Origin of the sequence: Bacillus pinisoli (assembly GCF_023036475.1) — a bacterium.
Lineage (GTDB): Bacteria > Bacillota > Bacilli > Bacillales > SA4 > Bacillus_BS > Bacillus_BS pinisoli.
On record NZ_JAJQKI010000005.1, the window covers coordinates 170014 to 195719 of the forward strand.

The following is a 25706-nucleotide window of genomic DNA, read 5'->3' on the forward strand; positions in this document are numbered from 1 at the left end:
AATGGATTTTAACTTATTATAAATACTTTGCAATAATCAATATTTACTTTATAATTCTTACGTTTCTAAACATAATTGTTCTGTAAAAAAAAGCTTGCTCTCCTTTACTCAAGATACAAGATACCCACAATAAATTTATTAACTGCTATGGTTAAAATAAACTCTTCCTTCTAATCTCATAAATGATCTTCTCATTCTATAATAAATTATATAACTATCCTACAAAAATACCTAAGGCAAAAAGTATTGATTTAAATACCAGAGTTAGTCTAGCTTATGTAAACTTTAAAATAATTTAGCACCAACTAATTGTTGGTGCTAAAAATACTGAATCTTGTCTATGATGACCAATTAAATTAAAATAGTTTAGTCAAGAGACCTATTAACCAAATCTAAACCTAACTATTCTTAATTTCTAATTACCAGTTTATTAAAAGAATTAAAAGTTTATTTAAAGTCTCCTACTCTATAATCAAAACCCGTTGTTAATCGACCGTAATCTCCATAGTTCCACATCGGCCAATTTGTCCTAGCGCTGTTAAAGTTAAATTCTACTTCATAACGAACCGAATACCATGTGTTAGGATTCCATCCTTCGATCTTAGAACCATTAGCACTTGTATACTTTAAGCTTAGGATTTGACTCACAACATATCCTCCACGAGTAGGATGAATAAAGATATCCTGAATATTGTAGTTAAATGAAGGAGTTATAATCAATTGGTGTTCCTTCACTTTATTGAAGATTGCGTTGTAGAACGCTTCAGTTGTTAAGCTAGAATTATCATACCAATACTTTCCTGCCCTAAATGCTAAGAAATTAGCTCGATTATTTTGGTTACGATAGTCCCAATCAAAAGAACCTTGTATGTACTTACCGAACTCTCTATTGAGTTGCTCTATATAATACTGATTCTCGTAATCCACCATTGAGTCAGTATGTTCTTTTAAACGTTGTTCAGCAGTTAATCCACTAGCTGGCCTCATTTGAAATAGATTATTAATTTTAATAGTTTTCCCTGGTGGTTTAAAGCTGTCATCTAAAACCCTTGCAACTGTAACCGAAAACTCAGCCCTTGTAATTGTGTTATTTGGTCGAAATGTACCATCTGGATAGCCTGCAGTAATTCTGTTTGTTGCTAAAGCTTTTATGTACTGGGTTGCCCAAGAAGCTTTTGCTAAGTCAGAGAAATTGGCATCGGTTCCGGAGAGCCCATAAGCAACAGCAATAATTTTCGCAGTAGCTGCTCTCGTAATCGGTTCTTTAGGCCTAAAGGTACCATCCGGAAATCCACCAAAAATATTATTGTCTTTAGCGACAGCAAGAGCATTGTAATAAGGACTGTCTGATTTAACATCAGTATACGTTAATTTGGTTGTGCTTTTTTCATTAGGATATAGTTCCCTTACTAAAATTGCTGCTGCTTGTTCACGAGTTATTTTATCATTTGGTCCAAATTTCCCATTTCCATAACCACCGAGGATACCTTGGTCACTTAAATAATAAATTGCTTCTTTAGCCCAAGGTGTACTGGTTAAATCGTTAAACTGTTGATTAGCGCTAACTTTATTCATACTCTCAAACGTTAAAAATGAATTAAAATATAGAAATATATTTATTGCTAGAAAACCAGTTAGCAATTTTAATAAAACATATCTATTCATACTTATTAAGCCTCCGACTAGTAAACTATATTAATAATTATGAGTTAACACAAAAATTACATTCTCTGAATTAAACTGGATTTATTGCGTTTAAAAAAAGTGAAATCTACCCAAAAAGATGAGTAGGTTTAACATCTGTTGATCTACATCTCTAGAATAAAATGATTATAAGGTTACCTTTACGACCTTCTTAAAATTAAGATAAAAGTAATAGTAATAATAGTAATCAAAAGCAAGAATTCAATAAAATGAAGATAACTAAAAATAAACTCTACGAGAGAAAGCAATATAATTTTAATAAAAGAAATATTCGTAAAAAGTGCAATAAAAACAAACAAAAATATTATAGAAACCATGACAATATACATTAAGAAACTGGTTTTTTTATTTATAACTTTGAATAATTTAAAACTTACTAAAAGAGGAATAATTGTTATGGCTATAATTCCCAAAATAACAATAGGCAAAAACGTAATATCATCCCCAGAATCTGTACTCATTACTGCAATAAATCCAACGATCGCATACATTGGACTAAGTAATAAAATGGAAAGTATATAAAAAATGAAAAGCTTAGTAATATTTTTAATCATAATTCTACTCCTTTTGAAAGTTTAACGTATACTTCGCTTCTATAATATCTTTCAATGAAACCACTAACATTACCTTATTAACACTTATCCTCACCTATAAAAATTCTTTAGCCTCGTGTTAATTATATAGAAAGATGTCTTACTAGAAGTTATTGAGGCTTTATTACTTCTACTTTTTCAAACAACCTCAAATCTTCTGTAGTAGTTAAGCTTGAGAACGCTTTTTCAGGGATAAGATAATGGTAATAGTAATATAATTCTGTGGATTCTACAGTTACTGTAGCTGTTATCTCATCGACAAGAATATTTTCCTGCTTAATAAATTCAATTATTTCTTGAAGTGTCTTAATTACTTCTTTTCGATCAATTTCATCAGAAACTTGTTTGTCTGAGACAACCAATTTTGGATTTATAGGTATATTATTCAGCTTAGGTAATGATTCTTGAAAATTAAATTTTTTCTCTTTTAATTTTTCTTTATTGAAGAACAACTTAATATTAAGATGTTCTTTTTCTTTTAGATATGGATAAGCCTCAACTGCTAAATCAATTTCTCTTTTGTAAATCTCTCCAAGAAAATTATCTTCAAAAGTTTTATCAGCAATTTTTTCTACATCAAAGATATAGGACGATTCTATTGTGGGATAGGCTGAGATTTCTGTACCTGCTCCTAAACTATTAATTTTTACATCTATATTAAATTCCATTTGATATTTTTCCTCTAAATATACCTCAACTTCTTTTTTAGTTTGGAGCTCATCCTTATTATCACCTAAACCTACAAAAAGAGAGAATAATATTACCGATAAATATGGAAGTGCAAGAAAAAATAAGAAACCTACAAATAAAACTAAAAAAATAAGAAGTACCCTTTTTTTCATTTCGCCATCTCCAAAGACACTTAGTCTATTATTTTAAAAAAGAATTTACTTAAATCAATATAGCGGACGTATTAATTATCCGTTCAGCCATCAAAATAACATTAATTACTTTTTTCCACCCATCATTGCAAGCTAAACTCTTTCCTTTTTATGGAACTCTCTCCATTCGATTTTTCAAAAGACAGCACACTCTTCAGTTGGTACTAAACCTGTTTGATTACTTTCCCTAACATTTGTGTCTCCACCTGAGATATAGGCTATGTTGATTATAAATAAATTCCAACTACAGAAGTTGAAATGGTTAATTTTTTTGGCATATGAATACGATTAATCGCCAAATTTAGATATCTTAATCAACAAATTAATATATTCCTGTATACTTACGTTAATTATCCCTTTTCTCCCTATTAAACAGTTAAAAAAACCTACTAAATATACTTTTTCACTCTTGAAAAAAGACTACCTAATTTTCAATTACAATTTCTTGAGCAAAGCATATCCGTGGGTTTGACTCCAAACATTCATCAGTAAGGTTGGCTTTTAGTTGTACTCCTGGTTTCAAATTATTAAAGCTTTTCATTTTCTCTTTTTTATTTGTAGTGTCTTGAAAAACTTCAATCCACATTTCGCTCTCATCTTTTTGTACCTTTTGCGTTAATTGTAGTAATACCCTCTTGTGTTCAACATTTATTTCTGTCACAATTCCTTCAATGTCATAAACTTCGTTAGTTTCACTATACTTTTTTTTGCCATTAAGTAGATTATTGGGTTGCTCCTCACTATTTTGTTGACAACCCATTAAGCTAGCAAATAAAAGTAAAAAATATATTATTAGACTGATTTTACTCATGACCTACCTCCTTACTTAGACGTTTGGATTTTGCTTTTATTTCGGGAATTAATATTTCACGTAAGACACACAAGTCAATTAATGCCCTTAACTTTGTTTTCAGAAAAGGTAATGTAAAAGTAAATGCACTCATTATATTAACCTTCAGTAGGCAAAAATGCCATCGGGATTTCTTCTAACCTGAACCTTCATAACTCTTGAATTCTTGTAAATTAAAAATCCTCCCTAACCCCTTTCTCCTCCCACATCTCCTTATTCTTTTCTAACGTAATAAATCCTGCAGGAATTTGGGAAAGTTACCACACTAACTTCTCTTTAAGGAATTCCTTTAGTATTCTCGACTTTTGAAGAGACACATACCTTTAGTAACGTTTTTAAAGAGCTGAATTTGTATCATCATTTGAAAACTAGCTACCAACACCAGTCTGTAAGTATTTAATTATTGAAGCTTTTAAATTCTGTTATTACGATTCCTTATTTTTCTTATATGTATTTTACTAGTTTTGATGCCTTGGTAAATCAGTAATCTATACATAAGTTAAACAGAAAGAGAATAAGAATCAATAAATTCATTCCAATTATCGCATCAGCAAAGACAATCACAAGGAACTTGTCATCTGTAACGTTAAAACCCAGCAAAACTGAAAGACCCTTAATGATATCATGGACTGAATCCACTATTTTTGCAATTGACTTTATAACTTTTTTGACCCACCCACCTACTCCCTATAAAGATAAAAGTCTTCTAAAGAAAAATGTTAGCATTAAGATTAATAATCTCTAATACTAACATTTCGTTCTAATTGAGAATTATTTTATTCCCCATAACCATTTGGATTTTCAGATTGCCATCTCCAAGAATCCGCACACATCTCTTCAATTCCTTTTTCTGCTTCCCAGCCAAGCTCTTGTTTAGCTTTAGTTGGGTCAGCATAACATTCCGCAATGTCACCGGGACGTCTATTTATAATTTGGTATGGGACTTGTCTACCAGAAGCCTGTTCAAAGGCCTTTACTATTTCAAGAACACTATAGCCTTTTCCAGTTCCAAGATTATAGGCTTCGACACCTTTTGATTTCATCACCTTTTTAAGAGCTTTTAGATGTCCTTTGGCTAAATCTACAACATGGATATAGTCTCTTACTCCTGTTCCATCTACAGTTGAATAATCATTACCAAATACTCTAAGTTCCTTTAATTTACCTACAGCTACCTGAGTAATAAAAGGCATCAAATTGTTTGGGATACCGTTTGGATCTTCCCCAATTCGTCCACTCTCATGAGCACCAATTGGATTAAAATAACGTAAGAGTGCAATACTCCAATTTTTGTTAGATACATGTAAATCTCTTAGTATGTCTTCAATCATTAGTTTTGTTCTACCATAAGGATTTGTTGCATGAAGCATGAAGTCCTCAGAAATTGGAACCCGCTTAGGCATACCGTACACAGTTGCAGATGAACTAAACACCAACTTCTGTACATTATATTTTTCCATAACCTCAGCAAGGATTAGTGTTCCTGCAATATTATTATGATAATAAAGGATCGGTTTTTCTACTGATTCCCCCACAGCTTTTAATCCAGCAAAATGAATGACCGCATCGATCTCATTCTCAACAAAAACCTTTTCCAATTCAATCTTATCTAGTAAATCTAACTTATAGCTTTTAAAATCTTTTCCCGTGATTTCTTTTACACGTTTAAGGGACTCATCCTTACTATTAACATAGCTATCTATAACAACTATTTCATAACCCGTGTTTAAAAGCTCGATACAAGTGTGGCTTCCAATATACCCTGCGCCACCAGTTACTAATATAGACATTATATTCCCCCTTTTTTTTCCAAAGATAATTATAGTCTGATTATAGTTAATGAAATCTATGAAAGGAACTCATTTTCGGTTATTCCATACTTCAATTTAGACTTAGTTAAATCATATATGTTTTAATTATATTTAAACTAGGTACTAGATACACTTGGGAGAATATTTCAATTTGGTACTCATCATGTAGGGTAAGATCTAGATTGTAGGAGTTTTGTTCCTTTGGGTATGAGTATTCAGGCCACGGATATCATAGTTGCTGAGAATGTTTTCTCAAAATCTGGTGGTGACATCGCGAGTAATTATCTGCTCGTATTATTGAGCGAGTATAGCCGATATTATCCTATCTATAAACAGGCAAAGCAACAACTGAAGAGTTGGTGCTATGGCTTTATAAATTTGTAAGGAATCATAGTATGGGTTTTACTTTTATCTTTTATCAGCCTATTGTGGTAACATAATTCTTACTACATCAAATGAAGCCATCTTAAATAATTTCACACTCAAACTCGCAGAATTGTGTGTGATTAATTCATACTTAAACGAATTGTGCTGTAAAGTATCTGCACGGCTTATCATGCTAACCAGTAAATGCTAAACATAATTATTTATTAATAGTAGATGCTAAGTAAATATAATTAAAAGAAACTAGATGCTTTATTTAATTATATTTGTGGTGGGAATTATATTAAGACCGGAGGAGTAGTAGTGGACAATTTTAATATGTTACCAAAGACTATAAAAAAGACACTCCGTTATATTCTACAAGACGTTCATTCATTAGAACAATTAACCGCGCTTTCTAATGTAATAAACTATTATCTTGAGAAACGAAAAAAAGAATTGTCAAATTAATAAATAAAAAAGTGAACAGCGTCTACCAGACACTTTTAGTGTTTATTTTTTTAATAGTTCTTTTTTTATGAATTCAACTAATTCTCTTTCTGTTAAGTAAGTGGATTGTTCCCCCCTCTCATATGAAAGCAACAATAAATCTAACAGCTGCTTTGGCTCTATCAAACCTTCTAATCTATTTAATGTTTTATTCATAATTTTATTCATAATTATTAAATTCTTCTCTTTCGTTCAAATTCATAAGGATATAATACCATAAGTTAGTCATAAATAGTAAAAAAATTACATTTTCTAGATTTTAATAATTTAATCGGTAAAATAAATAAATCTACCTACTTCAAAGTAATCTTGAGAAACCCCAACAAAGAAAAAGACTGTATGTTATTAAGCCGTTCATTTTTAGGTGCATATATGACTAAAATGACATAGAAAATGGTAGGGATATGAACACGATGTTTTCATTATTATTTCGGCGCTTTTAATTTTTTATCCCTACAACTGACACCTTAACTGAGTGGTTAATAGTGTTTACTTGTAACAATACTTGTTATATAATAACAAACATTTCAGTTTTTACTACTTTTAAGGAGATAATGTAGAAGAAGATAAATCTCTTAAATCGGATTCATCAAAACGCAAAACAAAGAGAATGCTAGAAAAATAATTATAATATGATTTTGGAATAGGTCTCAAATAAAGTATTTCCATTTTCGAATATATATTTCTCACTCCAGAGGATCGAACTGCTTTATATTGTCATTCTTAGTTTTAATTTTATAGCTAAAAATTAATTGTAGGATTTAGCTGTATCTGCTATTCCAATATGTATCACTACCATATGGTGATATTATTTCATCTGTACTTGCCAAATTATTAAAAAGAAGAAGGTGATTTACGTGGAGATAAAAGCTATATTGAATAAACTATTATCAAATATTAAGAGATTTCTAAAAGTAATTTTAGCAGCAACGATTTTATCATTTTTTATTTCTGTCATTCTTTCAATCATATATTACACCCCTTTATCCGCAAGGAAACTTAATATATATTACTTTTCGTTTGGAGAGAGTTTATTTTGGAATATGCTTTACCTATTGCCCTTCATAATTATAATAGGAATTATTTCTACGCTAGTTTATACACTACTAGGAAAAACGGTAAATTACTCCAATAAAATAAAGATAGGGATTAGTTTATTCATAGCAATTGTTTCAATTATCTCCTTATATTATGTCCTTAATCATACTAATAGCGAAGTAACCAACGATATTTATTTAATACCTCAAGAATACGAAGGACAGGTATTCGTATTCTATAACATCAAAGGGGCTCCAGAAGTTCAAACTGAAGATGGATTTGAAGTTCATTTTATTAATGACCAAGGTTATTTTGTAACTTCTACACCCGAATTTGATGTTGGGCTTGTTACAGATAAATACTATTATGTTGATAAAGAAGGTAATCGAACACAAATAAGTAACAATTGTGTCAGTTCGTTCGGTACAGCTGGGTTCCAAACGACTGAAGGAAACAAAGAAATAGACATTAAATATACTGGGTTCAACCTGACGAAAGAAAAATGCAGCGAGGATTTTATGGTAGGAAATTCTATGTCTTTTGAACGTAAAGATGAAATCATTAATGAAATATTGAAAGTTTATTATAATATAGTGCAATAAGACCAATAGTTAATACTAAAGAAATTGTTGATAATTTGGTGCTTTTTAACACAAGAATCTATTAAAATAATTTTAAAAAAATGGCGTTATAACTGAAATTAGCTACTCGCCATTTTTTGCATGTTAGCCAGTATCTTGAGAAGGAAAATCATCCTAAACCGTCGCAAAATACTTGTAATAATATTCTTAAGACATATAAACTCAAAAGATCATGAGATACAACATTAGTCATAAACCAATAAAAAACCTCCTGTTTATCTTGTATAACTTATTTCTCTATCATGTTTGCAAGTAAGGAAGCTGAAGAGCCAATTCACATTCATATTTAACAGAATGAATTTATTCATACATCCCTCTTTTACAGCAATTGAGGCGGTGTAGAAAATCACTTCTAATTGTTCAATTTCATATCAATCACTTAATAACTAGTTCCTGTATTGTATTTAACAGGACCAGGAAGATAGTTCAAGAACCGTATTAGTTGCAGATAATTAAAATAACAGATTCACAGCTTTTTGTTTTGGTATCTTTTTTTTGAGTATTATTCTTTTGTATTTGAAATACCCTCCCCAATTAATTTCCCATTCAAACGTATGCTGACAGTCGAAAGCTACCGGGCTTCCTAATAATATTGATACAAGCCAAAAAGTACCCTATAGATATTATAAGGTACTTTTTGTTTATGCTTATTGGACTTTACTAGAACTGAAAATTCATAGGGCCTTATATATCCCCTTCAGGTCATGCCACAAGAACCAACAACTTAGTACTACCAAATCATTAAAGCCAAAATAGTAGAAACAACTAACCCCGCCATCACTGGCCAAAAGTTTTTCCGCACAAGGTCCATGACTGGTACCCCACAAAGGCCAGCTACAGCAACAAGTGATGACCAAGCGATAATGGTTCCTCCACCTGTCCAGATTGAACCCATTTGACCGATGGCTGCAAGAGTCGATGGGTCAATTTGGTTCGATGCCAGCGCACCGGATAATGCACCTGTTAGTGGTAAGCCTGAAAAGCCTGATCCGTCCAAGCCTGTGATAATCCCGATAATGAGTATTCCAAAGGCAGACAATACGACATTTTCCGGAATCACCGTTTGTGCTGCTTGAACGAGTTCGAATAGGAAAGCCGGTGGAGCTTGATCGCCTAGTGACAGGATGCTTCCCGCAAAGTCTCCACTTCCTAAGAAGAAGAATCCTGCAATTGGAATAACTGGGCCCATCGCTTTAAAGGCAAACACAAAGCCTTGTGTAATATGTTCACTAATCCGGTCTAGTGCTTGCACTTTGCCGTAAGAAAGAGAGGCAAAACTTAAGAGTAAGACGGCCACTCCACCAATGAAGGCAGCTCCGTCACCACCTTCAAAGCCCCCCATTCGTCCTCCACTTACTTTAGTAGAAATCATGTAGATCATGACACCTAGCATGGAGAGCGGCACTAATACAGCAAATACTTTACTCCACATTGGTTTCGTAATCTCTTTTTCTTCAGTTGTTTCACTTGAACCTTGCAGTGCTTTTAATTCCGTTTCGATGATCGGATCATCTGACTTTCTAATATTTTTTCTAATACCTAAATAGGCGAGCGTTAGTGCGGTTCCACCGGCAATGAGGGAAAGGACTAACGCTTTATCCGCCACTAATCCCGCATCTATACCGGCTGCTTTTGCACTAAGTCCTGGAGCAATTTGCATCACATAGTCTGAAGAAAGTGCCATCCCTTGCCCCGCTAGTGCTACCGCCATTGCAGCACCCATTAACGGTAAACCCGCTCTTACTGCGGCCGGAACTAATAAAGCACATATTAATGGTACAGCTGGTGTTGGCCAGAAAAATAACGATATTACAAAAGTGACCCCAATGAGGACTAAAAAGGCAATATGACCGTTCGTCATGACCTTCTGTATAGGCGAAATCATTTGTCGATCTGCCCCTAAATCTCTGAGTGAATTAAGCAAGGCCACCATAAAGGTAATAATGAGAAAGATACTAAACAATTCTCTGGCCGCCGTTAAGTTGGCATTAAACACAGAAGTGAATCCACTGATCACACTTCCTTGATACACCCACGCAACTAGGAAGGTTCCTAATAAGGTAGGCAATACGACTCCTTTCCTAAAAATCATTGTTAAGATAACAGCTAAAGTGACTAACGCATACAACCAATGTGCTGCTGTTAACTCCATATATATAATCCTCCTTTTGAGAGTAACTCCCAGGGTAAAATTATCATATGTACAGCAGCCCAATTTGGTGAAATTCTTATCGTTTTCTAATTTACGTAGGTAAACAACAAAACCACTCCTTACCTCGTTTAGTAGAACTCCTGCATCTGCTTGTGACAAAGTCCCTGTCACATTGTCTCCTCTTTTTCTAGTAAAAATTTATAAACCCTTAACCCCTTTTCCCTCTTCCCCACCTATATATAAGGCGAAGGAGGTGATACACATGGCAACATCAATGATGACAGATTCACAGCTACGTCTCGTGTTTGAAGCTGGAGTAAATGCTGAAGGAAAAGTAATTTACAAAAACAAGAACTTCAACAACATCAAGACTTCCGCAACAACAGATCAGCTTTTCTCAGTAGCCCAAAGCTTAGTTGGTTTACAACAGTACACTCTAAGCGCGATCGAGCGTAACGACTCAAATCTATTAGGTCTGTAATGATCTAGTAAAACCCTAAAGAAAGGAGGAATGTGTGATGGCTAAAACACTACAATTACAATTTTTAAATCAGGAAAGTAAAGTTGTGTCCATTGGAATTGACAATCCGATTGAGCCTGTTGATACGGTAGCTCTAAACGCTGCGATGGATGCTGTTATTACGGCTAATGTTTTTACAACATCTGGCGGTGATCTAGTGAGTAAGCATGGCGCTCGTATTGTAGAGCGTAATGTCGCTGATATTATTCTATAAAGAAGGCTTAGCACCAACTGAAGAGTTGGTGCTATCTTTTTAAAACGAAAGGAGGGATTCGTTTGGAGCAGCTTTTACCTTATATTAGTGAGGTCGGATTTCCGATTGTGGTAACGTTATATTTATTGCACCGGATTGAAGCCAAGCTTACCACGTTAAATGACTCAATCCAGGGACTTCCCGCTGAGTTGCGTGAACAGTTATATATGATTAAATAGGCCGAGCAGAGGAATCTGCCGGTTTTTTTGTTGCAAAGAATGTGTATCATACACCTCATTCACCCTTCTTTTTTTCTCGCAAACTACAAGTTCCCCTAGGGAAAACTGCTAGTTTCAGGATGTTTTAATACCTGAAACTCCCAATACACCAAGATGAGTATTATTACTTTATCCATTACGATAATGTCACCGGCGGAATAAACGAAGAGCGCGCTTTTAGAAGGATCAAGTATTGGTAGAGTTTTCATTTGAACAAGTGGTAGAGAAAGAATCATGGTTAATTAAAAGCGTTATAAAGAATCTCCACATTTATAAGGAGTTAGATGATTATTATCAAGAAGGCTTAATCGGATTATGGGAGGCTTACCAGAGATATGATTCTAGTATCGGAGCGTCCTTTCGAACATTTGCCTACTATACCATTAGAGGTAAGCTCCTGACTCGGTTGAAAAAGCGGAAAAAGCAGGAGGATCGTGAGGCAACGTTATCTGATGCAGTTACAGAAACCTTGATAGATGAATGGGCCAATCAGCCCTTTGAATTAGAAACCGTTCTTTCCTATTGTAGAGATTTAACTGAATCTCAGAGAAAGTGGGTACTAATGACCATTATAGAAGGTAAACGACCAAGAGAAATCGCTGAGGAAGAACAAGTGAGTATTGAGACCGTTAAATCTTGGCGTCGATATGCACTCCAAAAAATGAGAAAAAATATGTCTATTGAATTAAACTAAATATAAAAAACCTTCAAAGAGCTATACCCTTTGAAGGTTTTCCTAGTTTTTGATTCTACCTTACTCAGGTGTAACCGTTGATAATATTGCCCACAGGCTCGGTCCAGCTCCTTCAGCTGCTTCTTTTTGCGGAAGGTGAATTGTATACAAGAATCCTTTACCCTTTACTTCCTTTGCTACGTATAGAACAGTAGTAGAATTCTCCTTTCCAATTAGATAGAATTTTGCATCATGGAAGGATTCTAAATAATGGGCTGCTGGCTTTTCTTCTACGATATTCATGTCCTTTAAAGCAGTAAGTAATCTCTCTTTCAATTCATCATAATTTACAGCTTTGTCTAACACTTCAATACGGGCAAAAAATGATGAATCATAGTTCATTGTTACTACATCTTTACCAGGTTCTTCTTGGTCAAATGTGTAGTCGTCAAGCACATACAATGAGTATCCTAAACTGCTTTTTGTTAAAGTCGCATGACGTAATTCTTTTGACCCCTCTACTAGGACTTCTATTTCCTTTTCTGCAGGTAAAGGGGATTGGTTCGTTTCCTCACTCACTTCAGTAGTTTCATCATTTTTTTCAGTTTCCGTTACATCATCATTTTTTCCAGCATTACTATCTCCACTACCGTTAGTACTTGTGGTTATAGCTTGTTCTTCGTCCTGACTAATACTCGTGCCACAAGCCCCCAATAAAGCTACTATCATAACACTTACTAAAATCCATACTTTTTTCATGTTCTTCACTCCTATGTTTTTCTTCATTCCTACTCATACGACGAAAGATTTTTGATAATGTTACAAGGATCAATTATTTTTTGATCTTTAGAAATTATTTTCAACCATTGAAAAAGAATAGTATGATCTCTCATAAGGTGATAAAATTTAAATGAAATATACGATCACTTTTAGCGGAGGTTGTTGCCGGCGGTTCATCCCTTTCTCCTTCTATGCCCCACTGGATAAGGGAAAGATTAAAATGAAAAAACGTTTTTACTAATTCCTCTTATTATTTTCTTTTACTATAAACATTTCATTCTAAAGAGGTCGATGAACGTTGAGTATGGATGCTAAAGATTTATCCATGAAAGAACAAACCATTTTTAATCACAGTGGAAATAAAATTATCACAGAAGACCGTGTCGTAAAGATTATTGCCAAGGTAGAAGAACCTTTAGTGGTCGTTCTAGGCAATGTATTAAGCGATGAAGAGTGCGATGAGCTTATTCGTTTATCTCAAGATAGAATGGAGCGCTCAAAGGTAGGATCGGTCCGCGCAGTCAATGAACTCCGAACAAGTAGTAGTGTCTTTTTGCCAGAAGATGAAAGTGATGTCGTGACGAGAGTGGAGAAGCGAATCTCTCAAATTATGAATATACCGGTAGAACACGGGGAAGGGCTACAAATACTAAACTATCAAATTGGCCAAGAATATAAAGCACATTTTGACTTCTTTACTTCGGCTAGTAAAGTAGTGAAAAATCCAAGAATCAGTACAATGGTGATGTACCTGAATGATGTGGAGGAAGGTGGGGAAACGTACTTCCCTGAACTTAAGCTCTATGTCTCCCCACAAAAGGGAATGGCCGTTTATTTTGAATACTTTTACGATGATCAAACATTAAATGATCTAACCTTGCATGGTGGAGCACCTGTTATTGTTGGTGATAAGTGGGCTGCGACACAGTGGATGAGAAGGCAGAGAACGAAGTAAAGCATGGGATGCTCCCATGCTTTTTATATTTGCATCTTTTATAAGATTATCAACCCTTAAACATTCAAAATTCATTGCGGTTTTAGTTCTACTGTAATTGCTTGGCTTCCCATTTGTTCCCAAGCATGTATAAAGTCAGTTAAAGGCTCTTTTTTGTTCTTCTCGCCAGATAACGGATCATTAAAATAGACATAATTCTCATCATATCCAGTAACCAAAACAGAGTGTTCGCGGTACGTAATTCTTACTCTTCCTGTTGGTGTTTCCCATTCTTGAAAAGAATTTGCCCCCAGCACTTTAAAGGTAGCATTAGTTATGATCCAAACTGGATTTCCATTAGATAAAAAAAACTTTAAATACTCAAAATCACTTCCAGTAATATCAAGTATTTCTCCTGGTAAATATTGTTCAGCTAACTCTCTTATTGGCTCGTGATATACTCCATAACCTGGCTTGTTCAAATTATACATATCCCCAACAAATCCATCATTCGGATTACCAAAATAAATTTTGTTCTCTTTTCTCCTATAGAGAGTGGTATCTTTTTTTATCCGCTCAGCTAGCTCCAATTTATTGGTATTGATCCCTTTATACTGTAACAGCATTGCTAAACTTGTAACTTCACATCCACGTGGTAGTTCTGGATATTGCTTAATTATCGGTGCATCAATTAATACCTGGCCTTTTATTAGGGGTTCTTCTGTAAATTGTTCATCGTCTACACTTTCTAAAGCAAGAGTCTCTATATTTGTTTTTTTATGTAAGGTATTAAAGTAAGTATGCGCCTCCATCCAAAACAAAAAAGTGAAGAGAAGCACAAATCCTATATTATATAGAAAAGCTATGCGCACAAACATAGGCTTAACCCTACCAGACAAAAGATGATAAGTTAAAAGGAGGATCAGCACAGCAAGTACAACCATAATAACTATAGACATAGAATCACCCCAATTTAGGCATTTGACCTTTACAACAACTTAAAGACTACTTTGTTAGTTTTGCTTACTTTTAACTACCTGTTCCAATACAAGATCATTTGTAAATAGATAATCGGCCACTTCTTTTCCAACATACCTAATATGCCAAGGTTCATAATGATAACCTGTCAACAAATCTTTATCACGAGGATATCTTATAATAAATCCAAATCGATGAGCATTTTCTTCTAACCATTTCCCTTCTATTGTATCACCAAATTCCTCCGTTATTTTTAAGCCCACTGAATTACTAGTTACATCAAGTGCCAATCCAAGCTGATGCTCGCTTTGGCCTGGCAATGCAACATATAGAGCAGCTTCTTCAACACCTACCTTAGCAACTTCATGTTCATAAATAGACTTTTGTCTAACATATGACCTATAACCAGAGACGGCCAAAAGCTGTATTCCCTCTTTCTCAGCCTCACTGAATAATTGCTCAATGGGTTGAATTACTTCCTTTCTCAGGAATCTTTTATCTATAACTTCTTCAAAAGTAAAAGGTATATCAGGAGCCATTAAATCAGAAGGTACATATTCGCTCGGTAATGTGTTTTCCCTATTTACAAGTGAATATATATTCTCGGGATTCTCAATAATTGCTACACCATCTACTAACTTCGTTGCTGTATATACTTCTGGAGCCGCACTCTTACGTTCCTTAGACAAGCCGTTGCTTGTAGATTCATTCTTTTTTTTATTAGAATCTTCTTCACCGCTTCCTGCCTCTTCTTCTTCGTTAACCTTACTAATATCATAATTAGCACACGCAGCTAAAAGTATTAATAAACAAATGTATAATCCCTTTCGCATAATAAAACCTCCAGAATGACTTAGCTATTTTACTAAATGGACAACTATATAAAAATATTGAAGGACTTTTGTATCATATTAAAGGACTTTTGTATCAAATTCCATTTACAATTTTACATTATATATTATATGATTTATAAGACATATTCTTACAGAATAATATAAAAAACGACATTATAAAATAAAAAGAGGTAGGTGAAAGTCCCATGTGTGGATTTATTGGTTGTTTCCATGAGACTTCTAATCAACAAAGTAATCAGTTTCAAAACTTATTTAAGGAAATGAATAATACCATTACTCACAGAGGGCCCGATGATTCGGGTTACTTTTATGATAACCATATTAGTTTTGGTTTTAGACGCTTAAGTATTATCGATATTGAAAATGGACATCAACCATTGTCATATGAGAATAGTCGCTATTGGATTATTTTCAACGGGGAGATTTATAACCATATTGAGCTTAGAAACGAGTTAATAGAAAAAGGGTTTATATTCGAGACAAGTTCAGATACAGAAGTGATTATTGCTCTCTATAGTCTCCTAAAAGAACAAACCCCCACAAAGTTAAGAGGGATGTTTGCTTTCGTTATATGGGACAAGCAGGAAGAGATCCTTTTTGGAGCCAGAGATCAATTTGGTATTAAACCATTCTTCTATTCAGAAAACATAGACAGGACGTACTTTGCATCTGAGAAGAAAAGTATCCTTTTAGCACAACAAAATAACATTATTAACGCTGATGCCTTAGACCACTACCTGACATTCCAATACGTGCCTGAGCCGGAGACTATGACCGACGGCATTAAAAAGCTATTGCCTGGTCATTACTTCACAAAAAAAATCGGTGATAAAATGGTGATCCACCGTTATTGGAAAGCTTCTTTTGCACCAGTCAATTCTACAGAAACAGAACTGGTCAAGGAGATTCGTGATGTACTTTATGACTCAGTAAAAGTTCATATGCGTAGTGATGTCCCTGTTGGTTCTTTCTTATCTGGAGGGATTGACTCTTCTATTATTGCTTCTATAGCAAGAGAGTATAACCCTACTATTAAAACCTTCTCTGTTGGGTTTGAACGAAATGGATTTAGTGAAGTTGATGTAGCAAAAGAAACCGCAGACAAACTAAATATTGAAAATATTAGCTATATTATTAAACCTGAAGAGTATATTGCGGAACTACCTAAAATTATTTGGCATTTTGATGATCCATTGGCAGATCCTGCAGCTGTACCTCTCTATTTTGTTGCTAGAGAAGCTAGTAAGCATGTAAAAGTAGTCCTCTCGGGTGAAGGTGCCGATGAATTATTTGGTGGATATAATATCTATCGTGAACCGCAAGACCTAGCCTCTTTGACTAAGCTGCCAACAAGCATTAAGCAAATATTAAAAAACATCTCTACGCTAATCCCGGAAGGTGTAAAAGGAAAAAGCTTTCTAGAGCGTGGATGCACTCCTATGCAAGATCGCTATATAGGCAATGCTAAAATGTTCAGCGAAAAGGAAAAAGAACACCTATACAAATGGTACAATTCAAGCATTAGCTTCCTTGATATTACGAAACCATTCTATGATGAAGCAATGGACTATGAACCAGTTACACAAATGCAATATCTAGATATTCACACTTGGCTTCGGGGAGATATTCTCTTAAAAGCAGATAAAATGACAATGGCTCATTCATTAGAACTACGTGTACCATTTTTAGATACAGAGGTATTTAAAGTTGCTTCTAAGATTGGGGCAGAGTTAAAAACTGCTAATCTTACCACAAAGTACATCTTGCGTAAAGCAGCAGAAGGAGTTGTACCGGATCACGTCTTAACCCGGAAGAAACTCGGATTTCCAGTTCCAATTCGCCATTGGTTGAAAGATGAAATGTATGACTGGGCTCTTAATGTGATTAAAGAAAGTCAAACTGATCATTTATTCAATAAAAACGTAATACTCGAACTATTAGAGCAACATTGTAGAGGCAATGGAGATCACAGTCGAAAGATATGGACAGTGTTAGTATTTATGATCTGGCATCAGGTCTATATAGAAAAGAAGTATAGTTTTCAGGAAGCTACAAGAGAAGAACTTATTACAAACTAACAGATGAAAAGCTCTACTACTTCACTTCGGTAAAGTGTGGAGCTTTTCTTTTTCATCACTTAATAGAAACTCTACCGCTTCCTCCAGGTCCCCCACTTCAAAAGCCAAATGGCGTAATCCCGCTGCTTCTGGAAAGCTGGGCCTCTGTTTCGGATTAGGAAACGAAAATAGTTCAATCTGATAGTGATCCCCGAACGCCAAATCTAGCTTATAAGAGTCGCGCTCTTCTCTATAAGTTTCCTTTATGATATGTAACCCTAGTACTTCTGTATAAAATTGCTTAGATTTTTCATAATCTGAACAGATGATGGCGACATGGTGTATACCCTTTAGGTTAAGCATGGTTTTACCTCCAAGTGAATTAAGGTTTAAAAATGAATAGAGGCTGATTCAGATGATCTGAACTCAGCCTCTCTATTATAACGGAAGACGAAGAGAACCGTCCCCTCTGGTCACCGTCAATTATGCTCTTTGACGACGTGTCATAACATCAAAGATTACTGCTAGAGCTAGGACACCACCACGAATCATATACTGAGGTGCAATACCAATTCCCATTAAGTTCATACCGTTTGTTAAGGTTGCCATTACGACAGCTCCAATGACAGCACCCGTTACTTTTCCAACTCCACCGGCAGCTGATACCCCCCCAACGAATGCAGCAGCGATGGCATCAAGCTCGAATAATGTTCCTGCAGTAGTCGTTGCAGATTGTAAACGTGCTGTGAAAAGAATACCGGATAATGCAGAAAGCATTCCCATCGAACCGAATACGAGAAGCGTAATTTTGCCTACGTTAATACCTGTTAGGTGAGCCGCTTCTGGGTTACTACCTACCGCGTAGATATGACGACCGATGACCGTCTTTGTTGTGATGAAATGGTAGACAAGTACAACAAGTAGAACAATCATAACGGTCCAAGAGAACCCATTATAACCTGCTAATAGCCATGTAATATAACCCATAATGCCTGAAACAAACAGTAATTGTAAAACAAAAATTGGCTTGGATACGACATCGAATTCGTATTTAATCTTTTTTCTACGACTTGAAATAGAGCTATAAATGTATAATAAAATTCCAATGACCCCAACGATTAGGGAGAGTAAGTGTAAGCCGCCTACTTCTGCTATAGAAGGTATATAACCATTTCCAATCGCGTTAAACGCATCGTTATCAACAATAATTGTTCCTGTTTTTTCCGTTGCCATCAGGATCGCTCCACGATAAATGAGCCAACCCGCTAATGTGGCAACGAAAGCTGGAATCCCTACTTTTGCTACAAGTAAACCTGTAACACCACCAGCACACATACCTAGTATTAGAATAATCGGAATAACAATATATACTGGTAGACCGACTTGCATTAAAAGGATTGCTGCAACTGCCCCGAGAAATCCAGCCAAGAACCCAATCGATAAGTCAATATGACGGATGACGATGACAAGCATAACTCCAACCGCCAGGACCGCAATATATCCTGCGGAATCTAGTAAGTTACTAATATTTCGAGAGGACATGAATAGTCCACCTGTAAGGAATTGGAACGTAATCATAATAACGATTAACGCAATGTACATTCCGTAATCACGTATATTACGCTTTAATAATCCTTTCAATTCATTAATATATTTCATTGTTTTACCCCCTATTGCGTCGCAAGTTGCATAATATTTTCTTGATTGGCTTCTTCAGATGAAAGTTCCCCTTTGATTTCACCTTCTGCCATGACATAGACGCGGTCGCTCATACCAAGAACTTCACCAAGCTCTGATGAAATCATAATGATACTCATGCCTTTATTAATTAACTCATTCATTACTGTATAAATTTCAAATTTAGCCCCAACATCAATTCCACGTGTTGGTTCATCTAAGATTAATAGTTTCGGACCAACAAAGAGCCATTTACCTAAGGAGACCTTTTGTTGGTTTCCACCACTTAAGTTTCCAACTAGCTGTTGTAACGATGGGGTTTTGATACCTAGTGATTCTTTATAGCCTCTGGCAATAATGATTTCTTCGTTTTCGTTCACTACTCCGTTAGAGGAAATGCCGTTTAAATTACCAATCGAAATATTGCTTTTAATATCCTGCAATAAGAAAAGTCCGTCTCCTTTTCTATCTTCTGTTACATAAGCAATTCCCGCTTTAATCGCATCACTTGGATGCTTTAATTTAGTCATTTGTCCTTCTATTAGTAACTCGCCCTGTATCTTGTAATTGTCGGAATTTCCAAAGATACTTAAGGCAAGCTCCGTACGTCCTGAACCCATGAGTCCAGCAATACCAACGATTTCTCCCTTTTTTACATGAAGGTTGACATTAGTAGCTACATTTCGCCCGAGCTTTGGATCATAGGCTGTCCAGTTCGATAGTTGCAAAACATTATCTCCAAACTCTTTCTTAGGTCGTTTTGGATAAATATCTTCAATTTCTCGACCGACCATGTTTTTAATAATGTTCGCTTCGGTAATTTCTCCTTTAGAACCATCTAACGTACAAATGGTTTCCCCATCTCGGATGACAGTTGCTTTGTCTGAAATAGAGATGACTTCCTTTAATTTGTGAGAGATCATGATAGATGTGATGCCCTCTTTTTTCAATTCACGTAGTAATTCTAGTAGGTTTTCACTATCATCTTCGTTAAGAGCAGCAGTCGGTTCGTCTAAAATAAGAAGCTTTACTTCTTTACTTAATGCTTTCGCAATTTCAACTAATTGCTGTTTCCCTACTCCTAAATCTTTAATTAAGGTTTCAGGATTTACTTTTAGGCCTACCTTTTGTAGCATTTTCTTTGCTTCTACGATTGCTTTATTCCAATCTAAAATACCACCATTTTGTATTTCATTACCTGCAAAAATGTTTTCATATACAGAAAGGTCTGGGAATAGTGCTAGCTCTTGATAAATAATGGCGATTCCGACATCTACGCTATCACTAATTTTGTTGAACTGTTGAACCTGTCCGTTAAAAATAATATCTCCCGAATATGTTCCAAATGGGTAAACACCGCTTAGTACCTTCATCAATGTTGATTTACCGGCACCATTTTCTCCTACTAAGCAGTGGATTTCTCCTCGTTCTACTTTGAAATTGACATTTGAGAGCGCCTTTACGCCTGTAAATTCTTTTGATATCTGGTTCATTTCTAAAATATAATCGCTCATCGTTTATGCCTCCTTAACCAGACAACTATAGGAAAAGTGCTAGACGTTTTATCTAACACTAATCCCATCTTTTATTCAATTGATTTTACTCTGTTAACAAGATTGTTGATTTTCGTTACGGGACGCTCGCTTTCCGCGGGCGGGTTCGGAAGCCTCCTCGGCGCTTCACGCCTGTGGGGTCTCCCTTACCACGCTTCTCCCGCAGGAGTCTCGCATCCCTCCACTTCAATCACCTGTGCAAGAAATTAACACTAATCTTTAACAAAGATATTAATCTAATCCTGTAAATTCACTAGCTTCATAGTAACCAGATTCAACTAGCTCTGCTTTTACGTTCTCTTGGTTAACTACGATTACGTTTGTTTGTTTTGCTGGTACGTCAATGCTTCCGTTGTTGTATGAACCAGTTGTTTCTGGTGTGTTACCATCTAGAACATCAATTGCCATACCCATCGCATCTTGTACTAACGTACGAACATCTTTAAATACTGTCATTGATTGCTTACCGTCGATGATGTATTGGATAGAAGCTAATTCAGCATCTTGACCTGATACTAGGTAGCTTGTTACTGCACTGTCAGTTGAGAATACGTCAGCGATTGAACGAGCAGTTCCATCGTTTGGAGCTAAGATTGCCACATCACCTTTTAGATCTGCAGCTGCAGCTGTAAGGTTTGTTTGTGCTTTATTTTTTGCTTCGTTTGGATCCCAGTTTGTTGTAACCTGACCTAGAATTTTCCCTAATTCATCACGAGTAAGTGTTGACTTATCTTTTAACGCTTCTGCTTCAGAAGAGTTTGCAATCACAAATGTCCCATCCGCAATCTTTGGTTGAAGAACGCTCCAAGCACCTTCGAAGAATAAGAATGCGTTGTTATCAGATGCTGCACCCGCATATAGGTAAAGTGGAACACCTTTGCCTTCCGCGTTGTCGATTAAATATTGACCTTGTGCTGCACCTACAGCGATACTGTCAAATGTTACATAGTAATCTACTGCATCTGTATCTGTAATTAAACGGTCATAAGAGATAACTGTGATTCCTTCTTTTTTCGCTGCTTCTACTGCAGAACCAGCTGCTGCACCATCATGAGGAGCGATGATTAGTACTTCAATTCCTTTACTAATTAACGTTTCTACGTTTTCCTTTTCTTTCGCAGAAGAACCTTGGCTAAATAAAATTTCAGTTGTATATTCAGATTCTTCTAGAGCTGCCTTAAATCTTGCTTCATCTTGAACCCATCTTGGCTCATCCTTTGTTGGTAATACGATCCCCACGCTTACCTTACCTCCACCACTATTACAACCAGCAATAATGAAGATAGACATCATGGCCATTAATAGAATCGAAATCTTCTTTTTCATATCTATGAATCCCCTTTCAAAACTTTTTTTATTTGTTTATAGACAAAATATATCATCCTATGACGATAATGATAACGCTTTCTTATAGCACTATTTTGTGATTCATCTGTACTTTTTTAACATGTATAAAAATGGCTGTTTAACTCATGAAAAAAGAACTTAGGATGTACCCTAAGAGGTTCCGTTCAGGGAGAGAAAATAGCATATTGCACTATAAATAGCAGGCTAATTCGCATACGGATTAGACCTGCTTTATTTGTTGTTATATCAATGTCTTCATCCAGTTTTAGGGTGAATTAGTACTTTAAATAGCACCTTAATTAACAAGTATACAATAATTATTGTACAGCAAAAAAATTGGGTGCTATTTAGGTTGCTAAAGGACTTGTCAATTCGCAACCCGTTCTTGCGGAAATGAGCCTTTTGGTTAGGCATTGTGTGATACAATTGTAAATATGGATATTCCATTAAAGGTGCAGGTTTGTTTTATTAGAAACGTTCCGAAATTTAATAGAGGAGATTTTTTAAATGAGGGAAGCAACACTTAAGCAATTGCAAGAATCATTAATAAAATCTTGGTCAAAAAACTCAAGTTCCAAATGGACTAAAGACAATCCGGCTAAAGGCCAATGCGGTGTAACGGCGTTAGTAGTAAATGATTTACTTGGAGGACAAATAAGTAAGACCTTGTTAGATGAAGGATGGCATTTTTACAACAAAATCAATGGTGACCGTTATGATTTTACCGTTTCACAGTTCAATGAAGATATCCGGTATATGGACATACCATCAAATAGAGAAGAGGCATTCTTGGATACAAATCAGAAACAATATGACTATTTGATAAAAAGTGTAAAGATGCATTTATAATAGCGTCTAAAAGTAGGATCCTATTGAACAAACGGGTGAGGTTAATAAAAGAAGGAGAGTATTATATGAGAGATAGAGGTTCTGCTGTTGTTATTGAAAATAATCAAGTTGCACTGATTAAAAGAATAAAGAATGGTTCAACCTATTACGTCTTTCCAGGTGGTGGAATTGAAGAAGGTGAAACACCTAAAGAGGCAACAAAAAGAGAAGCCTATGAAGAGTTAGGCATTGATATAGATGTAAATGAATGTATTGCCGAAATTGAATTTAGCGGTAAGCAATACTTCTTTTTGGGAGATATTGTTGGTGGAAAATTCGGTACTGGTCAAGGAGAAGAATTTTCAGATGAAAACAAAGGTACATACATCCCTATGTGGGTGAATATAGAAGACCTTTCATCCATTGATGTTAAACCAAAGGAAGTTGCTGAAAAAATACAAGCCTTATTGAAGTAACGGGAGCAGTTTAACGGAATAAGAAGATAATAAAGACATAAAAACTCAGAGTCATTAGCTCTGGGTTTTTTAATGTTAAATATCGTGCTATCTACATCGCTATTTATGCTCTAATTGGTGTGTGATTTAAGGTTTTCCCTCCCTCAACGGAACCTGTTATAAATATGTAACGGGTTCCGTTTGTGAAGAGAAAATAACAAATAACAATAAAAATAGCGTACTAAATCGCCTATGATTTGGTACGCTTGTTTTTATTGTTATTTCAATGTTTTAATAGTCTTGCACTAATATTAACAACTGAGTTAGCACCTCTTTTAAAAGTAGTTCTAATTTCTATGTTGTTTTATCAATTATTTTATTCTCTGCTTTTTTTGACCAAATGTAAACAGTTAAGCCCACCAAACCCCATATGACCAAGTAAGATATATACAGATTACTTGTAATATGATAAAACAATAGTCCAATTACGGGTAATACACTAAATATATTTCCAAGCCACCAGACTACCACTAGAATATGTGCTTCAAATATAGTTAATATTAGAAAACCAGTTAGAAATAAAAGGTGTAAAATTATTTTAGCTAACTTCATATCATATCCTCCTTTATTACATATATTAATCCAATTTATCATATATCCTTTATTAAATATATTAATATAATTATACAGGTAAGAGTTTTAAATATTAAAGAGGTAATTAGGGGCAATCATACTACATGTAGATTTTTTTATCGAACTAACGGTTAACTCGATAAGGTAAGGGGATATGAGTATAACGCACAGATTTTTTAAAATCTGTGCGTTTTTGTATGCTAATAATAATGTAAATTAGTTTGTAATAGTATTGTTATATTCACGGTCATTTAACTTGTGAATTCAATTTTCCCTCCCAAAACTGAACCCGTTAGATGTACCCAAAGTTCTTTTTTTCTTGTTTATGTGCTTTATTCCTCCGCATACCGATATACATCTTCCTCTGAGTGAAAGCCGTCAGCAATAATCGTCTCGTCAATAATTGACTTTTCAACCGCTATTGGAGAGAGTAAGATTGAAGGTACTTCTATTCTTCCATTGTTTACATGCCTGGTTTCGTTAATGGTTTCTCCTTTTGCGAGTTTGACAGCGATTTCGGCAGCTGTTTGGGCTAAAATTTTGATTGGTTTATAGACCGTCATCGTCTGTGTCCCTATGACAATTCGCTGCGCTGCTGCTAGATCTGCATCTTGACCGGCGACTGGTATTTTTCCTGCAAGCCCTTCTTCCTCTAGTGCCTCAATGACGGCGCCTGCTGTTGCGTCATTGGCAGCAATGACTGCATCAATTTGATTATGATTGGCGGCTAGTGCTAGCTTCATGTTTGCTTTTGCATTAGCCGGCACCCAATCCTTTGTCCACTGGTCAAATACAACCGTAATATCCCCTTTATCAATGAGTGGCTGCAGTACTTTAAATACTCCTTTTTTGACCAAATGGGCATTATTGTCCGTTTCGGCACCACCGATGTAGACATATTTCCCTTTAGGAACTAGGTTCGTTATGACCTTTGCCTGGAGGATCCCAACCTGTTCGTTATCGTATGATACATACATATCTAATTCTGCATTCTTTACTAAACGATCATAGGATAAAACTTTAACCCCAACAGAATGTGCTTTTTCAACGATAGCTGCTGTTGACTCTGCGTTATGCGGCACAATAACTAGTAAGTTAATGCCTTGGCTAAGCATCGTTTCTGCTTGCCATATTTGAAGGGCATCATCACCGTTCGATGCCATGACCATTACTTCCACTCCTAATGCTTCAACTGATTCTTTAAAAAGGTCTCTGTCTTTGATCCAGCGCTCCTCTTCAAGCGTGTCCATTGCAAATCCGATTTTAATTTTTTCTGACTGTTCATCATTTTGGTGATTGGTGATTGTTAACCTTTCTTCACCGCTCTCCTTTGCTTCACAAGCAATAACCATGAGCATAACCATTCCTAAACATATGAGGGAAAGTATCTTTTTCATTTACTC

25 protein-coding genes and 1 pseudogene are annotated in these 25706 nt (G+C 35.3%); 10 read left to right on the plus strand and 16 right to left on the minus strand.

The genetic code is table 11. The annotated features are described in order from the left end of the window. Positions 1–447: 447 nt before the first annotated feature. From LT143_RS09845 to galE, 5 genes are all read right to left on the minus strand, one after another. Positions 448–1665, minus strand: coding sequence for an S-layer homology domain-containing protein (locus LT143_RS09845; protein ID WP_246942802.1), 1218 nt, complete (start codon positions 1663–1665; stop codon positions 448–450). Positions 1666–1844: 179 nt separating this feature from the next. Continuing rightward, positions 1845–2258 (minus strand): hypothetical protein, encoded by a 414-nt coding sequence (locus LT143_RS09850; RefSeq protein WP_246942803.1) that lies wholly within the window; start codon positions 2256–2258, stop codon positions 1845–1847. A gap of 149 nt (positions 2259–2407) precedes the next feature. Further along, on the minus strand, positions 2408–3139 hold the full coding sequence (locus LT143_RS09855; protein ID WP_246942804.1) for a hypothetical protein: 732 nt from the start codon (positions 3137–3139) through the stop codon (positions 2408–2410). Between the two features lie 463 nt (positions 3140–3602). Beyond that, positions 3603–3989, minus strand: coding sequence for a hypothetical protein (locus LT143_RS09860; RefSeq protein ID WP_246942805.1), 387 nt, complete (start codon positions 3987–3989; stop codon positions 3603–3605). Positions 3990–4804: 815 nt separating this feature from the next. Next, positions 4805–5818 (minus strand): UDP-glucose 4-epimerase GalE, encoded by a 1014-nt coding sequence (galE, locus tag LT143_RS09865; RefSeq protein WP_246942806.1) that lies wholly within the window; start codon positions 5816–5818, stop codon positions 4805–4807. Between the two features lie 228 nt (positions 5819–6046). Between galE and LT143_RS09870 the strand changes: the two genes are divergently transcribed. After that, positions 6047–6223, plus strand: coding sequence for a hypothetical protein (locus LT143_RS09870; protein ID WP_246942807.1), 177 nt, complete (start codon positions 6047–6049; stop codon positions 6221–6223). Positions 6224–6715: 492 nt separating this feature from the next. On the opposite strand, the gene LT143_RS09875 is transcribed toward LT143_RS09870, so the two are convergent. Continuing rightward, positions 6716–6868 (minus strand): hypothetical protein, encoded by a 153-nt coding sequence (locus LT143_RS09875; protein ID WP_246942808.1) that lies wholly within the window; start codon positions 6866–6868, stop codon positions 6716–6718. A 701-nt stretch (positions 6869–7569) separates the two neighbouring features. On the opposite strand from LT143_RS09875, the gene LT143_RS09880 reads away from it, so the two are divergent. Next, positions 7570–8352, plus strand: coding sequence for a DUF6843 domain-containing protein (locus LT143_RS09880; protein ID WP_246942809.1), 783 nt, complete (start codon positions 7570–7572; stop codon positions 8350–8352). Positions 8353–9121: 769 nt separating this feature from the next. Here LT143_RS09880 and LT143_RS09885 read toward each other — a convergent pair. Next, the gene (locus LT143_RS09885) at positions 9122–10543 is read right to left on the minus strand and encodes a hypothetical protein (RefSeq protein ID WP_246942810.1); all 1422 of its coding nucleotides are present in this window, start codon (positions 10541–10543) and stop codon (positions 9122–9124) included. Between the two features lie 262 nt (positions 10544–10805). Between LT143_RS09885 and LT143_RS09890 the strand changes: the two genes are divergently transcribed. The 4 genes from LT143_RS09890 to LT143_RS09905 all read left to right on the plus strand — a co-directional run bounded on the left by LT143_RS09890 (position 10806) and on the right by LT143_RS09905 (position 12228). Beyond that, complete coding sequence (locus tag LT143_RS09890) at positions 10806–11024, plus strand: DUF1659 domain-containing protein (RefSeq protein WP_246942811.1); 219 nt, start codon at positions 10806–10808, stop codon at positions 11022–11024. Positions 11025–11061: 37 nt separating this feature from the next. Then, positions 11062–11277 carry a DUF2922 domain-containing protein gene (locus LT143_RS09895; RefSeq protein ID WP_246942812.1) on the plus strand — a complete coding sequence of 72 codons (216 nt, stop codon included), beginning with the start codon at positions 11062–11064 and terminating at the stop codon, positions 11275–11277. A 62-nt stretch (positions 11278–11339) separates the two neighbouring features. After that, on the plus strand, positions 11340–11495 hold the full coding sequence (locus LT143_RS09900) for a YvrJ family protein (protein WP_246942813.1): 156 nt from the start codon (positions 11340–11342) through the stop codon (positions 11493–11495). A gap of 232 nt (positions 11496–11727) precedes the next feature. Then, positions 11728–12228, plus strand: coding sequence for a sigma-70 family RNA polymerase sigma factor (locus LT143_RS09905; RefSeq protein WP_246942814.1), 501 nt, complete (start codon positions 11728–11730; stop codon positions 12226–12228). A 60-nt stretch (positions 12229–12288) separates the two neighbouring features. On the opposite strand, the gene LT143_RS09910 is transcribed toward LT143_RS09905, so the two are convergent. Next, complete coding sequence (locus tag LT143_RS09910) at positions 12289–12966, minus strand: hypothetical protein (protein ID WP_246942815.1); 678 nt, start codon at positions 12964–12966, stop codon at positions 12289–12291. 319 nt (positions 12967–13285) lie between these two features. On the opposite strand from LT143_RS09910, the gene LT143_RS09915 reads away from it, so the two are divergent. Beyond that, positions 13286–13942: a 2OG-Fe(II) oxygenase gene (locus tag LT143_RS09915; RefSeq protein WP_418909822.1), complete on the plus strand. Its 657-nt coding sequence runs from the start codon at positions 13286–13288 to the stop codon at positions 13940–13942. A gap of 71 nt (positions 13943–14013) precedes the next feature. Here LT143_RS09915 and LT143_RS09920 read toward each other — a convergent pair whose 3' ends face one another. Continuing rightward, a complete protein-coding gene (locus LT143_RS09920; RefSeq protein ID WP_246942816.1) occupies positions 14014–14880 on the minus strand; it encodes a C39 family peptidase in 867 nt (288 codons plus the stop codon). Between the two features lie 54 nt (positions 14881–14934). Then, positions 14935–15732, minus strand: coding sequence for a M15 family metallopeptidase (locus tag LT143_RS09925; RefSeq protein ID WP_246942817.1), 798 nt, complete (start codon positions 15730–15732; stop codon positions 14935–14937). Between the two features lie 206 nt (positions 15733–15938). On the opposite strand from LT143_RS09925, the gene asnB reads away from it, so the two are divergent. Then, a complete protein-coding gene (gene asnB, locus LT143_RS09930) occupies positions 15939–17831 on the plus strand; it encodes an asparagine synthase (glutamine-hydrolyzing) (RefSeq protein WP_246942818.1) in 1893 nt (630 codons plus the stop codon). Positions 17832–17894: 63 nt separating this feature from the next. Here asnB and gloA2 read toward each other — a convergent pair. From gloA2 to LT143_RS09950, 4 genes and pseudogenes are all read right to left on the minus strand, one after another. Next, a pseudogene (gloA2, locus tag LT143_RS09935) lies at positions 17895–18173 on the minus strand (SMU1112c/YaeR family gloxylase I-like metalloprotein); the annotation flags it as partial. A 120-nt stretch (positions 18174–18293) separates the two neighbouring features. Further along, positions 18294–19469: a sugar ABC transporter permease gene (locus LT143_RS09940; RefSeq protein WP_246942819.1), complete on the minus strand. Its 1176-nt coding sequence runs from the start codon at positions 19467–19469 to the stop codon at positions 18294–18296. A gap of 11 nt (positions 19470–19480) precedes the next feature. Continuing rightward, positions 19481–21001, minus strand: a complete 1521-nt coding sequence (locus tag LT143_RS09945) for a sugar ABC transporter ATP-binding protein (protein WP_246942820.1) — start codon at positions 20999–21001, stop codon at positions 19481–19483. A gap of 270 nt (positions 21002–21271) precedes the next feature. Next, complete coding sequence (locus LT143_RS09950) at positions 21272–22366, minus strand: sugar ABC transporter substrate-binding protein (RefSeq protein ID WP_246942821.1); 1095 nt, start codon at positions 22364–22366, stop codon at positions 21272–21274. Positions 22367–22894: 528 nt separating this feature from the next. On the opposite strand from LT143_RS09950, the gene LT143_RS09955 reads away from it, so the two are divergent. Then, entirely contained in the window at positions 22895–23236 is a 342-nt protein-coding gene (locus LT143_RS09955) for a YunG family protein (RefSeq protein ID WP_246942822.1), read from the plus strand. Between the two features lie 65 nt (positions 23237–23301). Further along, positions 23302–23691: an NUDIX hydrolase gene (locus LT143_RS09960; RefSeq protein ID WP_246942823.1), complete on the plus strand. Its 390-nt coding sequence runs from the start codon at positions 23302–23304 to the stop codon at positions 23689–23691. Positions 23692–24024: 333 nt separating this feature from the next. Here the strand turns inward: LT143_RS09960 and LT143_RS09965 are convergent, their stop codons facing one another. Next, entirely contained in the window at positions 24025–24282 is a 258-nt protein-coding gene (locus tag LT143_RS09965; RefSeq protein WP_246942824.1) for a hypothetical protein, read from the minus strand. A gap of 353 nt (positions 24283–24635) precedes the next feature. After that, positions 24636–25700, minus strand: coding sequence for a sugar ABC transporter substrate-binding protein (locus LT143_RS09970; protein WP_246942825.1), 1065 nt, complete (start codon positions 25698–25700; stop codon positions 24636–24638). Positions 25701–25706: the final 6 nt, after the last annotated feature.

Excerpts from the sequence above, each read along its gene's own strand:
- LT143_RS09885 (WP_246942810.1), bottom strand. The coding sequence starts at position 10,543 with ATGGAGTTAACAGCAGCACATTGGTTGTATGCGTTAGTCACTTTAGCT.
- LT143_RS09895 (WP_246942812.1), top strand. The coding sequence starts at position 11,062 with ATGGCTAAAACACTACAATTACAATTTTTAAATCAGGAAAGTAAAGTT.
- LT143_RS09970 (WP_246942825.1), bottom strand. The coding sequence starts at position 25,700 with ATGAAAAAGATACTTTCCCTCATATGTTTAGGAATGGTTATGCTCATG.
- LT143_RS09875 (WP_246942808.1), bottom strand. The coding sequence starts at position 6,868 with ATGAATAAAACATTAAATAGATTAGAAGGTTTGATAGAGCCAAAGCAG.
- asnB (WP_246942818.1), top strand. The coding sequence starts at position 15,939 with ATGTGTGGATTTATTGGTTGTTTCCATGAGACTTCTAATCAACAAAGT.
- LT143_RS09870 (WP_246942807.1), top strand. The coding sequence starts at position 6,047 with ATGAGTATTCAGGCCACGGATATCATAGTTGCTGAGAATGTTTTCTCA.
- LT143_RS09950 (WP_246942821.1), bottom strand. The coding sequence starts at position 22,366 with ATGAAAAAGAAGATTTCGATTCTATTAATGGCCATGATGTCTATCTTC.
- LT143_RS09925 (WP_246942817.1), bottom strand. The coding sequence starts at position 15,732 with ATGCGAAAGGGATTATACATTTGTTTATTAATACTTTTAGCTGCGTGT.
- LT143_RS09965 (WP_246942824.1), bottom strand. The coding sequence starts at position 24,282 with ATGAAGTTAGCTAAAATAATTTTACACCTTTTATTTCTAACTGGTTTT.
- LT143_RS09860 (WP_246942805.1), bottom strand. The coding sequence starts at position 3,989 with ATGAGTAAAATCAGTCTAATAATATATTTTTTACTTTTATTTGCTAGC.
- LT143_RS09855 (WP_246942804.1), bottom strand. The coding sequence starts at position 3,139 with ATGAAAAAAAGGGTACTTCTTATTTTTTTAGTTTTATTTGTAGGTTTC.
- LT143_RS09960 (WP_246942823.1), top strand. The coding sequence starts at position 23,302 with ATGAGAGATAGAGGTTCTGCTGTTGTTATTGAAAATAATCAAGTTGCA.
- LT143_RS09940 (WP_246942819.1), bottom strand. The coding sequence starts at position 19,469 with ATGAAATATATTAATGAATTGAAAGGATTATTAAAGCGTAATATACGT.
- galE (WP_246942806.1), bottom strand. The coding sequence starts at position 5,818 with ATGTCTATATTAGTAACTGGTGGCGCAGGGTATATTGGAAGCCACACT.
- LT143_RS09920 (WP_246942816.1), bottom strand. The coding sequence starts at position 14,880 with ATGTCTATAGTTATTATGGTTGTACTTGCTGTGCTGATCCTCCTTTTA.
- LT143_RS09850 (WP_246942803.1), bottom strand. The coding sequence starts at position 2,258 with ATGATTAAAAATATTACTAAGCTTTTCATTTTTTATATACTTTCCATT.
- LT143_RS09955 (WP_246942822.1), top strand. The coding sequence starts at position 22,895 with ATGAGGGAAGCAACACTTAAGCAATTGCAAGAATCATTAATAAAATCT.
- LT143_RS09890 (WP_246942811.1), top strand. The coding sequence starts at position 10,806 with ATGGCAACATCAATGATGACAGATTCACAGCTACGTCTCGTGTTTGAA.
- LT143_RS09910 (WP_246942815.1), bottom strand. The coding sequence starts at position 12,966 with ATGAAAAAAGTATGGATTTTAGTAAGTGTTATGATAGTAGCTTTATTG.
- LT143_RS09945 (WP_246942820.1), bottom strand. The coding sequence starts at position 21,001 with ATGAGCGATTATATTTTAGAAATGAACCAGATATCAAAAGAATTTACA.
- LT143_RS09845 (WP_246942802.1), bottom strand. The coding sequence starts at position 1,665 with ATGAATAGATATGTTTTATTAAAATTGCTAACTGGTTTTCTAGCAATA.